Source organism: Micromonospora sp. NPDC005707 (genome assembly GCF_040631005.1).
Lineage (GTDB): Bacteria > Actinomycetota > Actinomycetes > Mycobacteriales > Micromonosporaceae > Micromonospora.
On record NZ_JBEXYR010000009.1, the window covers coordinates 20,563 to 35,812 of the forward strand.

Sequence of the window (15,250 nt, forward strand, 5' to 3'; positions counted from 1 at the left end):
CAACCCCGATGCAGAACGACATTCCCACCACCGACGACGGCATCGAACCGATCGCGATCGTCGGGCTCGCCGCCCGCCTACCCGGCGCGGGCGACGTCGACGAGTTCTGGCGCAACCTGGTCGACGGCGTCGAGTCGGTGACCGAGCTGACCCGCGACGAGCAGATCGCCCGCGGCGCCACGCCCGAGGAGGTCGACGACCCCGGCTGGGTGAACCGCGCCCCGCTGGTCGACGGCTACGACGAGTTCGACGCCGGCCTGTTCGGGATGACCGCCCGCGAGGCCGAGATCACCGACCCGCAGCACCGCCTCTTCCTGGAGACCTGCTACACGGCGCTCCAGGACGGCGGCTACGACCCGGCCCGCTACGACGGCGCGGTCGGCGTCTACGCCGGCACCGGCGGCAACACCTACCTGCACCGCAACGTGCTGCGCAACAAGCGGGTCGGCGGCAGTCCGCACGGCGCGGTCTCCCTCGCCACCGGCAACTCGCCGAACTACGTGGCCACCAATGTCTCATACCGGCTCGACCTGCGCGGGCCCAGCCTCACCGTGCACACCGCCTGCTCCACCTCGCTGGTGGCGTTCCACCTGGCCTGCGAGGCGCTGCGCAACGGCGAGTGCGACATGGCGCTGGCCGGCGGGGTCAACATCGAGCTGCCGCACATCGGCTACCTCGGCATGGACGGCTTCACCTCCCCGGACGGCCGCTGCCGCCCGTTCGACGCCGGAGCCAACGGCACGGTCTGGGGCAGCGGTGTGGGTGTCACCCTGCTCAAGCGCCTCTCCGACGCGATCGCCGACGGCGACACCATCCGTGCCGTGGTGCTCGGCAACGCGATCAACAACGACGGCGCCGGCAAGGTGGGCTTCACCGCGCCCAGCATCGACGGCCAGATGGAGGCGGTCGCCCAGGCCGTCGGCCTGGCCGGCATCGACCCGCGCACCATCAGCTACGTCGAGGCGCACGGCACCGGCACGGCGCTCGGCGACCCGATCGAGATCGCCGCCCTCTCCGCGGTGTACACCAAGGACACCGACGACCGGGGCTGGTGCGGCATCGGCTCGGTGAAGTCCAACATCGGCCACCTCAGCCAGCCCTCCGGCATCGTCAGCGTGATCAAGACGGTGCTGGCCATGGAACACGGCCTCATCCCGCCGACCATCAACTACGAGACCCCGAACCCGGGCATCGACTTCGCCGACACCCCGTTCTACGTGGCGAACACGCTGACCAAGTGGGACACCGACGGCGGGCCCCGGCGTGCCGGCGTCAGCTCGTTCGGCATCGGCGGCACCAACGCCCACGTGGTGCTGGAGGAGGCGCCGGCCGCGTACCGGACCGAGCGGCGGGTCCGCCCCGCGCACCTGCTCCAGGTCTCGGCGAAGACCCCGACCGCCCTGGACACCGCGGTGAAGCGCCTCGCCGACCACCTGGAGAGCGGCACCGCGGGTGGTCCCGAACTGCTCGCCGACGTCGCGCACACCCTGCGGGTCGGCCGCCAGCAGTACCCGCACCGCGCCGCCGTGGTCGCCACCGACCTGCCGTCCGCCGCGGCCGCCCTGCGCGACAAGCGCAAGGGGCACCGCGGCGCCCTCGACGGCCCCGCCCCGCGGGTCGCCTACCTGTTCAGCGGCCAGGGGTCCCAGTACGCCGGCATGGGCGCCGAGCTGTACGCCGAGGACCCGGCCTTCGCGGCCACCGTGGACGAGTGCGCCGAGCTGCTCCGCCCCGAGCTGGGCCTGGACATCCGGGACCTGATCCTCGGCCGCGACCCGGAGGCGGGGGACAAGCTCACCCAGACCCGCTACACCCAGCCCGCCCTGTTCACCGTCGAGTACGCCCTGGCCACCGCCTGGCAGCGGGCCGGGGTGGCCCCGGCCGCGATGCTCGGCCACTCCATCGGCGAGTACGTCGCCGCCACCGTGGCCGGCGTGCTCACCCTCCCCGACGCGCTGCGGGTGGTGGCGGCCCGGGGCCGGCTCATGCACTCGCTGCCGGCCGGCTCGATGCTCGCCGTGACGCTGGACGAGTCGGCGGTCGCCGACCGGCTGCCCGAGGGCCTGTCCGTGGCCACGGTCAACGGCCCGGGCACCTGCGTGGTGGCCGGGGAGACCGCGCTGGTCGAGGAGTTCGCCGCGAGCCTGGGCGGCAAGAACAAATCCAAGCTGCTGCGCACGTCGCACGCCTTCCACTCGCCGATGATGGACCCGATCCTCGACGAGTTCACCGCGCTCATGGCGAGCGTGCCGCTGCGCCCGCCGGCCGTGCCGTTCCTGTCCAACGTGACCGGCACCTGGATCACCGAGGCGCAGGCCACCGACCCCGCGTACTGGGCGGCGCACCTGCGCCGACCGGTCCGCTTCGGCGCCTGCGTGGCCACCCTGCTGGCCGAGGGCACCTGGGCGCTGGTCGAGTGCGGCCCGGGCCGGCAGCTCGCCAACCTGGCCCGGATGCAGGTCGCCAAGGCCTCCGAGGCGCAGCGGAAGCTGACCCCGCTGGGCAGCCTCCCCGGGCCGGGCGAGCCGACCGGCGACCTGGCCACCCTGCTCGGCAGCGCCGGCGCGCTCTGGTGCGCCGGAATCCCGGTGACCCTGGCCGCCGACCCCGACGCCCGGCGGGTGCCGCTGCCCACCTACCCGTTCGAGCGGCGCCGCTACTGGGTCGACCCGGACCCGGTGCAGCAGGCGGCCGCCCCGGTCGAGACCGGGCCCCGGCCGCTGCCGGAGTGGTTCGCGGTGCCGGTGTGGCGGCAGGCCGCCCCGGCTCGGACCGTCGTCCCGCTGGGCCGGTGCCTCGTGCTGGCCGACGGCCCGCGCGGGGAGGCGCTCGTCGCCGCGTTGCGCGCCGCCGGCGACGACCCCGTCGAGGTACGCGCCGGCGACGCCTTCGCGGCCACCACCGGCGGCTTCCGGCTGCGCCCCGGCGTCCGCGAGGACCACGAGGCGCTGGTCGCCGCGCTCGGCGCCGACCTGCCCCGCCGGATCGTGCACGCCTACGCCCTCGACGGCGAGCCGGCCGGCACCGACATCGCCGCCGCCTGGGCCGCCCAGGACCGGGGCTTCTTCAGCGCGCTGCACCTGGTGCAGGCGCTCGCCGGCGCCGGGCTGACCGCCGACGAGGAGGGGATCCGCCTCGACCTGGTCACCACCGGCATCGGCGACGTACGTGGCGACGACCTGGTCCGGCCGGAGCACGCCACCCTGGCGGGCCTGGCCCGGGTGCTCCCCGTCGAGCTGCCCGGGCTCACCGTCCGGCTGGTCGACGCGGACACCGCCGCGCGCGGGGTCGCGGCGCTCGCGGCCGAGCTGCGCGGCCCGGCCGATCCCGAGCACCCGGAGGTGGCGCTGCGCCGCGACCGGCGCTGGGTGGCCGGCTACGAGCAGGTCACCGTGGACGCCGAGGCCGAGCCGGGCGTGCTGCGCGAGGCCGGGCGCTACCTGATCACCGGTGGTCTCGGCGGCATCGGCGTCACCCTGGCCGAGGACTTCGCCCGCCGCGCCCGGGCCAAGCTGGTGCTGCTGGCCCGCTCCGGCCTGCCCGAGCGGGACCGGTGGGACGAGCACCTGGCGGTGCACGGCGGCGCCGACCGGGCCGGCCGGGCCATCGCGGCGATCCGCCGGATGGAGGCGGCCGGGGCCGAGGTGCTGGTGCTCGCCGCCGACGTCACCGACCCCGACGACCTGCGCCGCGTACGCGACGCCGCCGAGACACGGTTCGGCGGGCTGGACGGCATCGTGCACGCCGCCGGCCTGCCCGGTGGTGGCATGGCCGAGATCAAGGACCGGGCGGAGGCGGAGCGGGTGCTCGCCCCGAAGCTCGCCGGCACCCTCGCCCTGGCCCAGGTCTTCGGTGACCTGCCGCTGGACTTCGTGGCGCTCTGCTCCTCGATCACCGCCGTGATCGGCGGTTTCGGCCAGGTCGACTACTGCGCGGCGAACAGCTTCCTGGACGCCTGGGCGCGCGCCGGCGCCGGCTTCCGCGCCCCGGTGGTCTCGCAGAACTGGGGCGGCTGGGCCGAGGTCGGCATGGCCGTGGAGACGAACGCGCCGGCCGCCTTCCGGGCCGCCGGGCGGGACACCGTCAGCGCCCCGGTGGACCACCCGGTGCTCACCACCCGGGTGACCGGTCCGGACGGCACGGTCCTGCACGGCCTGGTCTCCGCCGGCACCCACTGGCTGCTCGACGAGCACCGGATCGGCGGGGTGCCGGTGGTGCCGGGCACCGCCCACCTGGAGTCGGTGCGGGCCGCGGTGACCGCCGCGCTGCCCGCCCCGGCGCCCGACGCCGCCGTGGAACTGCGGGACGTGGTCTTCCTGGAGCCGTTCTCGGTGCCGGACGGCACGGTCGCCCAGTACCGGGTGGAGCTGACGCCGGCCGAGGACGGGGTCGACTTCACCGTGGCCAGCCTGGCCGCCGGAACGCTCCGCACCCACGTGCGCGGCGCGGCCGGCTGGACCACCGAGCCCGCCCCGCCGGCCGGCACGCCCGCCGTCGCCGGCCGCCGGGTCGACGACGACGCCTCCTTCGGCCGGGGCCGCACCAGCATGCTCACCTTCGGCCCCCGCTGGGCCGCGCTGGCCGAGCACCACCTGGCCGAGGGGGAGGAGCTGGCCCGGGTCGAGGCGCCCGCCGCCGCGCTGGACGACCTGCCCTCCTGGGGCCTGCACCCGGCGCTGCTGGACGTGGCCACCGCCTTCGGGCGCGGCCAGGGCTCGGGCACCTACCTGCCGCTGTCGTACGGCCGGATCGTGGTGCGCGGGGCGCTGCCGGCGGCCTTCCACAGTCACCTGCGGCACCGGCCCAGCGCCACCGAGGAGGTGGTGGCGGCCGACCTGTCGCTGCGCGACACCGAGGGCCGGGAACTGGTCGCGATCAGCGACTTCGTGCTGCGCAAGGTGGACCAGGGCGCGGTGACCGGCGGCCTCGCCGACGCCCCGGCCGCCGCCGGCGCTGCGCCGGCACCGGTCACCGAGGACATCCGGCCGGTCGACGGGGCCGAGGCGTTCCGCCGCAGCCTCACCGCCGGCCTGGGCGCGCAGGTGGTCATCACCACCCGCACCGTCGCCGACATCCGGCGCCGCTCGGCCCGGGTGACCACGGACAGCCTGGAGGCGGAGACCGACACCCCGGCCACCGCGGCCGCCGGCACGGGCGGTGGCTCGGCCGCGCCCTCGACCGAGCTGGAGAAGACCATCGCCCAGGTCTGGCGCGACGGCCTCGGCGTGACCGACGTCGGCGTGGACGACGACTTCTTCGCCCTCGGCGGCAACTCGCTGGTCGCGGTGCAGCTGATCGCCGCGATGCGCAAGGCCACCGGGGTCCGGCTGCCCATGCGCAGCCTCTTCGAGACCCCCACGGTCGCCGGGCTGGCCGTCCGGATCGAGGAGCTGCGGGCCAGCCAGCCCGCCGACGAACCGGCCGCGCCGGCGGCGATCCCGGCCATCCCGCGGCTGCCCCGCGCCTGACCACGACCGACAAGGAGACACCGCATCATGAGCGACACGATCGCCACGCTGCCGGTGGTCGTCGAGAACGACGGCCGCGCCCTGACCGACCTGATCGCGGCCCGCCGCGCCGAGCTGCGGGCCACCCTCGTCGAGCACGGCGGGCTGCTGTTCCGCGGCTTCGGCGTCGGCGGGGTGGACGGCTTCGACGGGGTGGTCCGCGCCCTGTCCGGCGAGCCGCTGACCTACACGGAGCGTTCCTCGCCCCGGCACTCGATCAAGGGCCGGGTCTACACCTCGACCGACTACCCGCCGGACGAGGAGATCTTCCTGCACAACGAGAACTCGTACCAGGCGCGCTGGCCGCTGACCCTGTTCTTCTACTGCATCACCGCGCCGGAGACCCGGGGCGCCACCCCGCTCGCCGACGTCCGCCGGGTCCACGACCTGATCGACCCGGCCGTGCGCGAGGAGTTCGTCCGGCGGCGCTGGATGCTGGTGCGCAACTTCCACGGCGACTTCGGCACCCGCTGGCAGGAGGTGTTCAACACCGAGAACCGGTCCGAGGTCGAGGCGTACGCGGCGGCCAACGGGATCACCGTGGAGTGGGTCGGCAAGGACGGTCTGCGCACCCGGGCGGTGCGGGACGTGGTGCACCACCGGCCCGGCTCGGACACCCCGCGCTGGTTCAACCACGCCACGTTCTTCCACGTGAGCACCCTCCCGAAGGACTACCAGGAGGGGCTGCTGGCCATGTTCGGCGCCGACGGGCTGCCGTCGAACACCTACTACGGCGACGGCGGCGAGATCCCCGCCGACGTCATGGACCACCTCCGCGCCGCCTACCGGGCGGCCACCGTCCGCTTCGACTACCAGCGCGACGACGTGCTGGTGGTGGACAACATGACGGCCGCGCACGGCCGGGAGCCGTTCACCGGCCCTCGCAAGATCGCCGTGGCGATGGCCGAGCCGCACACCCCCGACACCCCTGGAGCGAACTGACATGGCCGAACCCCGATTCCTGGTCGTCCGCAACGACGAGGAGCAGTACTCGATCTGGTCGGCCGACCGGGACCTCCCCGCGGGCTGGCACGACACCGGCTTCGCCGGCACCCGCGAGGAGTGCCTGGCCCACGTCGACACGGTCTGGACCGACATGCGTCCCCGCTCCGTCCGCGAGGCCCACTCATGACGCAGGAGTGGACGTTCCCGGCCTCCTTCGCGCAGGAGCGCGTGTGGATGGCCAACCAGCTCGACGCCGGCTCGCCGGTGTTCAACGTGTCCGTCCCGTGGCGCTTCCCGGCCGGCCTCGACGCCGCCGCGGCCAGCGACGTGGTCAACCGGGTGGTGGCCCGGCACGAGGCGCTCCGCACCCACCTGCGGGAGGACGACGGCGCGCTCGTGCAGGTGGTCCGGGCGCACGAGCCGGTCCCGCTGCCCACCGCCGACCTGAGCCACCTGCCGGAGTCGGCGCGGCTGGCCGCGTTCGAGGCGATCCGCGCCGAGCTGGCCCGTACCCCGATCCCGCTGGACGCGCCGCCGCTGTGGCGGGCCCGGCTGGTCCGTCTCGACGGCGACTGGGCGCTGGTCTTCGTGGCGCACCACGCCGTCTTCGACAGCCATTCGGCGGTCCTGTTCCACCACGAACTCGCCGCGTTCGGCGCGGCCGCGCAGAGCGGCGCCGAGCCCGCCGTGCCCGAGCTGCCCATCCAGTACGCCGACTTCGCGGTCTGGCAGCGGGACCAGCTCACCGGGGCGGAACTGGACCGGCAGCTCGCCTTCTGGACCGGCCACCTGGCCGGCGCGCCGCCGGTGACCAACCTGCCGCTGGACCGGCCCCGCCCGGCCCAGCTCGGCTTCGCCGGCGACGAGGTGCGCTTCGACCTGCCCGACGGGCTGCTCGACCGGGTCGGCCGGCTGGCGGCCGGGGCGGCGGCCACGCCGTACATGGTGCTCCTGGCCGGTTTCGCGGCGCTGCTGTCGCGGATCTCCGGCGACACCGACGTGGTGGTCGGCGTCTCCACCGCGGGCCGGGACACCCCCGAGCTGGCCCCGCTGATCGGCATGTTCGTCAACCCGGTGGCGCTGCGCTGCGACGTCTCCGGCGACCCGTCCTTCGCCGCGCTGCTCGGCCGCGTCCGCGACGGCCTGGTCGACGCCATGGAGCACGGGCAGACCCCGTTCCAGAAGATCGTCGAGGCGGTCGACCCGCAGCGGGACCCGTCGGTGCAGCCGATCTTCCAGACGGCGCTGAACTACATCCCGGACTCCGGTCTCGACCCGGTGGAGCTGGGCACCACGAAGGACGACCTGGCCTTCGACATCACGGCCGGGGAGTGCCGCCTGGTCTACCGGACGGCGCTGTTCGACCGGGCCACCGCCGAGACGGTGGTGCGCCGGTACGTCGGGCTGCTCACCGCCGCGGTGGCCGACCCGGAGCGGACCGTCGCCGCGCTGCCGCTGCTCACCGACGCCGAGCGCGACCTGGTCCTGGGCGCCTGGAACGACACGGCCCGCGAGGTGCCGCCGGCCACCGTGGTCGACGAGGTGCAGCGGCGGGCCGCGGCCACCCCGGACGCCACCGCGCTGGTCTGCGACGGTGTGCCGCTGACGTACGCCGAGCTGAACACCGCCGCGAACCGGCTGGCCCGGCTGCTGGTGGCCCGCGGCGCCGGCCCGGAGGACCGGGTCGCGCTCGCCCTGCCCCGCTCCTGCGAGCTGGTGGTGGCGATGCTCGCCGTGCTGAAGTCCGGCGCCGCGTACGTGCCGGTGGACACCGCGTACCCGGCCGGGCGGATCGCCTACCTGCTGGAGGACGCCGCGCCGGCCCTCGTGGTGGCCACCCCGGACACGGCCGCCCTGGTGCCCGGCGGGGCGCTGGTGCTCGACGGCGAGCTCGGCGCGGACCAGCCCGACGGCGACCTGACCGACGCCGACCGGCGGGCCCCGCTGCGCCCCGAGCACCCGGCGTACGTGCTCTACACGTCCGGCTCCACCGGGCGGCCCAAGGGCGTCGTGGTGGAGCACCGGGCGGTGAGCGCCTACCTGGCCTGGGCCCGGGACACCTACCCGGGGCTGGCCGGCACCGCGCTGCTGCACTCGCCGGTCTCCTTCGACCTCACCGTCACCGGCCTGCTCGGCACGCTCACCGCCGGCGGCACGGTCCGGCTCGCCGCGATCGACGAGCCGGCCGCCCGGGCCGGCGGCCGGCCGGCCTTCCTCAAGGTCACCCCGAGCCACCTGCCGCTGCTCGACGGCGAGCTGTCGCCCACCACCGACCTGGTGATCGGCGGCGAGGCGCTCACCGGCGAGCAGCTCGCCGGCTGGCGGGCCGCCCACCCCGACGTGGCGGTCATCAACGAGTACGGCCCGACCGAAGCCACCGTGGGCTGCGTGGCCGCCCGGACCGCCCCCGGCGAGCCGGTCCCGCCGGGCCCGGTGCCGATCGGCACGCCCACCTGGAACACCCGGGCGCTGCTGCTCGACGCCGCCCTCCAGCCGGTGCCCCCGGGCGTGGTCGGCGAGCTGTACGTGACCGGCGCCCAGCTGGCCCGCGGGTACCACCGCCGCCCCGGCCTCACCGCCGAGCGCTTCCTGCCCTGCCCCTACGGCCCGCCCGGCGCCCGGATGTACGCGACCGGCGACCTGGCCCGCTGGCGTCCCGACGGCACCCTGGACTACCTGGGCCGCCGGGACGACCAGGTCAAGGTGCGCGGCATGCGCATCGAGCTGGGCGAGGTCGAGGCCGCCCTGCTGGCCCACCCGGACGTCCGGGCGGTCGCCGCGGCGGTGCGCACCGACACCGGTGAGCCGACCCTTGTCGGCTACCTGGTCGGCCCCGCGCACGAGGACTCGGTCCGCGCCGAGCTGGCCCGTGAGCTGCCCGCGCACCTGGTGCCGGCGGCCCTGGTCCGGCTCGACGCGCTGCCGCTGACGCCGAACGGCAAGCTGGACCGGGCCGCGCTGCCCGCGCCGGCCGCCGCCGCGCCGGCGCAGGACGCCTACGTGGCGCCGCGCACCGAGGCCGAGGCCCTGGTCGCCGAGGTGTACGCCGAGATCCTCCAGGTGGAGAAGGTCGGCGCCCTGGACGACTTCTTCACTCTCGGCGGCAACTCGCTGCGCGGCATGCGGGCGATGGCCCGGATCCGTGCCGAGGTGGACGTCGACCTGCCCATGCGGGCGCTGTTCGGCAGCCCCGTGGTGGCGGACCTGGCCGCCCAGATCGAGCAGCGGATCGCCGCGGAACTCGATGGGCTCTCCGACAGCGAGGTCGCCGCGCTGCTCGCGGCGGAAGAGGAAAGCAGCTGATGACCGACCTGAAGGATCCGGCCCGCGAGGCGGCCCGGCAGGCGCTGATCGCCAAGCGACTGCGCGCCCGCCAGGCCGCCCCCGCGGCCCGGATCACCCCCCGGCCCCCCGGCACCGAGGTGCCGCTGTCGTACGCCCAGGAGCGGGTCTGGTTCATGGACCAGCTCGCCCCGGGCGAGGCGGCGTACCACATCGCGGTGCCGCTGCGGGTGCGCGGCCCGCTCGACGTCGAGGCGCTGCGCGCGGCCCTGGCCGCGCTCGCCGCCCGGCACGAGTCGCAGCGCACCCGCTTCCCGGCCGACGCCGACGGCCGCCCCACCGTGGTGGTGGAGGAGTCCGTCGAGGTGCCGCTGACCATCGTGGACGCGCCGGACGAGGCGAGCGCGCAGGCGCTGGTGGACGCGGCCGCCGCCGAGCCGTTCGACCTGGCGGACGGGCCGCTGCTGCGGGCCCTGCTGATCCGGCTGGCCATCGACGACCACATCCTCTTCCTCGGCCAGCACCACATCGTGGGCGACGGCTGGTCGGTGGACGTGCTGCTGCGCGACCTCATCACCCTCTACCGGGGCGGCGAGCCGCCCGCCCTGCCCATCCAGTACGGCGACTTCGCCGTCTGGGAGGCCGGGGAGCTGGACGGCCCGCAGGCCCGGGCGCACGTCGACTACTGGAAGGATCGGCTGGCCGGCATCACGCCGCTCGAACTGCCGCTGGACCGGCCCCGCCCGGCCACTCAGACCTACCGGGGCGACTTCGTCGAGTTCCAGCTCGACCCGGCGGCCACCGAGGCGCTCAACGCGCTCACCCGGGCCACCGGCGGCACGCTGTTCATGACGCTGCTCGCCGCGTACCAGGTGCTGCTGGCCCGGCACGCCGGTCAGGACGACTTCGCCGTCGGCGCCTCGGTGGCCGGCCGCTCCGCGCCGGAGCTGGAGAACGTCGTCGGCATGTTCATCAACATGCTGCCGCTGCGCGCCGAGCTGGCCGGCGACCCCACCTTCACGGAGCTGCTGGCGCGTACCCGGCGCACCGTGCTCGACGGCTTCGAGCACGCCGAGGTGCCCTTCGCGAAGGTCGTCCACGAGCTGGGGCTGCCCCGGGACGTCAGCCGCTCCCCGGTGTTCCAGACCATGTTCGTGCTGCAGAACTACGAGATGGGCCGGTTCCGCGGGGTGTCCCGCAGCGACGAGGTCACCTTCGAGTGGACCCCCATGGAGCTGCGGGCCACCCGGTTCGACTTCGAGCTGCACGCGGTGGAGACCGTCGACGGGCTCTGGGGGAAGCTGGTCTTCAACACCGACCTGTTCACCCGGGACACCGTCGAGCGGATGGCCCGGCGGTGGACCACCCTGCTGGCCGCGATCGTGGCCGCGCCGGACACCCCGGTCTCCCGGCTGGAGCTGCTCCCCGCCGACGAGCGGGCGCTGCTGGCCGGGTGGAACGACACGGCCGCGGACTTCCCGCGCGACGAGACCCTGCACGGCCCGATCGAGGAGCGTGCCGCGGCCACCCCGGACGCGGTCGCCGTCACCATTGAGGGACGCAGCCTCACCTACGCGGAGCTGAACGCGGCGGCCAACCGGATCGCGCACCGGCTGCGCGCCGCCGGCGTCGGCCCGGAGACCCTGGTCGGGGTCTGCGCGGAACGCTCCGTCGAGCTGGTCGCCGGCCTGCTCGGCGTGCTCAAGGCCGGCGGCGCCTACCTGCCGCTGGACCCGGAGTACCCGGCCGACCGGCTCGCCTTCATGGTCACCGACGCGGACGCGCCGGTGGTGCTGGTCCAGGAGCACCTGCGCGACGTGCTGCCGGCCACCGCCGCCACGGTGCTCGCTCTGGACGACGCCACGGTCTGGGCCGACCAGCCGGCCACCGACCCGGTGCCCACCGCTGGTCCGCAGCACCTGGCGTACGTCATCTACACCTCCGGCTCGACCGGCCGGCCCAAGGGTGTGCCGAACACCCACCGGGGCATCGTCAACCGGCTCGACTGGATGCAGAAGACCTACGGTCTCGGCGGCGACGACGCGGTGCTCCAGAAGACCCCGGCCAGCTTCGACGTGTCGGTCTGGGAGTTCTTCTGGCCGCTGCGCACCGGCGCCCGGCTCGTGCTCGCCAAGCCCGGCGGTCACAAGGACGCCGGCTACCTGCGCGACCTGCTGGTCGCCGAGCGCATCACCACCGCCCACTTCGTACCGTCCATGCTGACCGTGTTCCTCGCCGAGGAGGGCGTCGAGGCGGCCACCGCGCTGCGCCGGGTGATCTGCTCCGGCGAGGAGCTGCCGCTGGCCTCCGCGCTCGACTTCACGGCCCGGCTGCCCTGGTGCGGCCTGCACAACCTGTACGGCCCGACCGAGGCGGCCATCGACGTCACGGCCTGGCACTGCGACCCGGCCCGGCTGGCCGGGGCGGCGAGCGTGCCGATCGGCGCGCCGATCGCCAACCTTCGGCTGCACGTGCTCGACCCGGCCGGCGCGCAGTGCCCGGTCGGGGTCGCCGGGGAACTGCACATCGGCGGCGTCGGCCTGGCCCGCGGTTACCACCGCCGGCCGGCGCTGACCGCCGAGAAGTTCGTCCCCGACCCCTTCTCCGGCGAGCCGGGCGCCCGGCTCTACCGCACCGGCGACCTGGCCCGCTGGGTCGCGGGCCCGGACGGGACCGGGGTCATCGAGTTCCTCGGCCGGATCGACCACCAGGTCAAGCTGCGCGGCCTGCGCATCGAGCTGGGCGAGATCGAGAGCGCGCTGCGCGAGCAGCCCGGGGTGACCGAGGCCGCGGTGATCGTGCGCGAGGACAGCCCCGGCGACAAGCGGCTCACCGCGTACCTGGTCGGGCCGGCCGAGCACGCGGCGCTGAAGGCGGCGCTCAAGGAGACCCTGCCGGAATACATGGTGCCGGCCGCGTTCGTCACCCTCGACGCGCTGCCGCTCACCCCGAACGGCAAGCTCGACCGCAAGGCGCTGCCCGCGCCGGTGGTCACCCGCGAGGCGTCCGTGGCGCTGGTCGAGCCCCGCGACGACACCGAGCGGGCGCTCGCCGCCATCTGGTCCGAGGTGCTCGGCGTCGACACGCTCGGCATCGACGACGACTTCTTCGACCTGGGCGGGCACTCCATGCTCGCCACCCAGGTGGTCGCGAAGATCCGCAAGGCGGAGCTGGGCGGCCGGGCGGTCGGCGTCATGGACCTGTTCCAGCAGCGGACCATCCGCGAGCTGGCCGCGTTCATCTCCGGTGACGCCGCCGAGGCCGGTCCCCGGCGGCTGCTCTACGAGCTGACCAAGCCGATCCCCGCCGCCCAGCGGGTGCTCACCTACGTCTGCGTCCCGTACGGCGGCGGCAGCGCCATCGTCTACCAGCCGCTCGCCGACGCGCTCCCGGCCGGGCACGCGCTGTGGTCCCTGGCCATCCCCGGCCACGACGTGGGCCTCAGCGAGGACGCGCTGCCCTTCGACGAGCTGACCACCCGGGTGGCCGACGAGATCCTGGAACGGGTCGAGGGGCCGGTGGCCCTCTACGGCCACTGCGGCGTGGGCAGCGCCATCGTCGCCGAGGTGGCCCGCAAGGTCGAGGCGGCCGGGCGGAACCTCGACGCCGTCTACATCGGGGCCATGTTCCCGTTCGCCCGCCCGAAGGGCCTCTTCGCGGCGGCCCGCAACCGGCTCGAACAGCTGCGCAGCAACAAGCACTACGCCAGCTGGCTCAAGTCGATGGGCGTGGACACCGACGAGCTGGACCCGGAGCAGGCCGACCGGATCATCAGCAACATGCGGGCCGACTCCCGTGCCTCGGAGGAGTACTTCACCCGGCTGCTCGACCAGCGGGCCACGAAGCTGCGCGCCCCGATCATCTCGGTGGTCGGCTCCGAGGACCCGGTCACCGACTACCACCGCGAGCGGTACGCCGAGTGGCAGTTCCTCAGCGACACCCTCGGGCTGGTCGTCCTCGACCAGGCCGGGCACTTCTTCCTGAAGTACCGGGCCGAGGAACTTGCCGAGATCGTCACCCGGGTGCACCCGGCCGTGGTCGCCGGGGACGTCACCGACCTCGGCCCGCAGGCGCGGGGCGAGGACGCCGGCTGGGCGGTCCTCGACCGGCTCCGCGTCGGCGCCGAGGAGCGGCCGGCGAGCACGACGGTCAAGCCGAGCATGGCCCGCTTCCTGTCGATCACGATCGGGCAGCTGGTGTCGAGCACCGGCTCGGCGCTGACCGCGTTCGCCCTGCCGATCTGGCTGTTCAACCGGACCGGGTCGGTGGCCGACCTGGGCCTGCTCTGGGCGCTCGCGCTGATCTGCGGCGTGCTCATGCTCCCGGTGGCCGGCGCCATCGTCGACCGGGTCAGCCGGCGCCGGATCATGATGCTGGCCAGCTCCGTCGCCGGGTCGATCCAGCTGGTCCTGGCCACCCTGCTGTGGACCGACAACCTGGTGCTCTGGCACATCTACCTGCTGGTCGCGCTCAGCTCGGTCGCCGGGTCGTTCCAGCGGATCGCGTTCCAGTCGGCGGTGCCGCAGCTCGTGCCCAAGCGCTACCTGGGCCACGCCATGGGCATCACCCAGCTCTCCACGGGCACGGCCACCCTGCTCATGCCGGTCTTCGCCGCCGGCCTGCTCGCCGCGATCGACCTGAAGGGCATCCTGCTCATCGACGTGGCCAGCTACGTGATCGCCGTACTCGCCCTGGCCCTGGTGCGCTTCCCCGATCTGCTCGGCTGGCGGCCCCGGGAACGGCTGCTGGTGGCCATCGCCAACGGGATGCGCTACTCCTGGCAGCACCGCGGCTTCCGGCTGATGCTCGGCTACTTCGCGCTGGGCAACATCTTCCTCGCTCCCGCGCTGGTGCTCACCACCCCGCTGGTGCTCTCCTTCGGCAGCCCGACCCAGGTGGCCCAGGTGGCACTCGCCGAGGCGGTCGGCGCGGTGGCCGGCGGGGTGCTCATGTCGCTCTGGGGCGGGCCGCGCCGCCGCCGGATGATCGGCGTGTTGATCGGCAACCTGGGCACCGCGATCGGCTGCGTGCTGATCGGCCTGGACGCCTCGCTCGCGATGATCTGCGTGGGCATGTGTTGGCTGGCCATGGCGATGACCACCGCGCAGTCCATCTACGCGACCATCGTCCAGGTCAAGGTGCCGCAGCGCTTCCACGGCCGGGTGTTCAGCCTCAACCAGACCATCGCCTGGTCCACCCTGCCCATCGGCTTCGCGCTGCTCGCGCCGGGCGCCACCGCCCTGTTCGAGCCGATGCTCGCCCCGGGCGGGGCCCTCGCCGGGTCGGTGGGCGCGGTGATCGGCACCGGACCGGGCCGCGGCATCGGTTTCGCGTACGTCTGCTTCGGGGTGGTCCTGATCCTCATCACCCTGGGCGGCTTCGCGATCCGCCTGCTGCGCCGCTTCGACCTGGAGGTCGAGGACTCGCTGCCCGACGACCTGATCGGCGCGCAGGAGCGGGAGCGGCGGCTGGCCGCCCGGGCCGCCGAGCGGGAGAAGGTGGCCGCCTAGGCCGGT

The 15,250-nt window shown here is 74.7% G+C and carries 5 protein-coding genes; all 5 read left to right on the forward strand.

What is annotated here, in order from left to right:
- The first annotated feature begins 8 nt into the window (after nucleotides 1-8).
- Genes ABZ452_RS19595 through ABZ452_RS19615 form a run of 5 tightly spaced genes read left to right on the forward strand, consistent with a single transcriptional unit; the run spans nucleotide 9 to nucleotide 15,244 of the window.
- The gene (locus tag ABZ452_RS19595; RefSeq protein WP_357944653.1) at nucleotides 9-5,468 is read left to right on the forward strand and encodes an SDR family NAD(P)-dependent oxidoreductase; all 5,460 of its coding nucleotides are present in this window, start codon (nucleotides 9-11) and stop codon (nucleotides 5,466-5,468) included.
- 27 nt (nucleotides 5,469-5,495) lie between these two features.
- A complete protein-coding gene (locus ABZ452_RS19600) occupies nucleotides 5,496-6,449 on the forward strand; it encodes a TauD/TfdA family dioxygenase (RefSeq protein WP_357944655.1) in 954 nt (317 codons plus the stop codon).
- 1 nt (nucleotide 6,450) lies between these two features.
- Entirely contained in the window at nucleotides 6,451-6,639 is a 189-nt protein-coding gene (locus ABZ452_RS19605; protein WP_357944658.1) for an MbtH family NRPS accessory protein, read from the forward strand.
- Nucleotides 6,636-9,755 carry an amino acid adenylation domain-containing protein gene (locus tag ABZ452_RS19610; RefSeq protein WP_357944661.1) on the forward strand — a complete coding sequence of 1,040 codons (3,120 nt, stop codon included), beginning with the start codon at nucleotides 6,636-6,638 and terminating at the stop codon, nucleotides 9,753-9,755. The genes ABZ452_RS19605 and ABZ452_RS19610 overlap by 4 nt, the downstream gene beginning before the upstream one ends.
- A complete protein-coding gene (locus ABZ452_RS19615) occupies nucleotides 9,755-15,244 on the forward strand; it encodes an amino acid adenylation domain-containing protein (RefSeq protein WP_357944663.1) in 5,490 nt (1,829 codons plus the stop codon). The genes ABZ452_RS19610 and ABZ452_RS19615 overlap by 1 nt, the downstream gene beginning before the upstream one ends.
- Nucleotides 15,245-15,250: the final 6 nt, after the last annotated feature.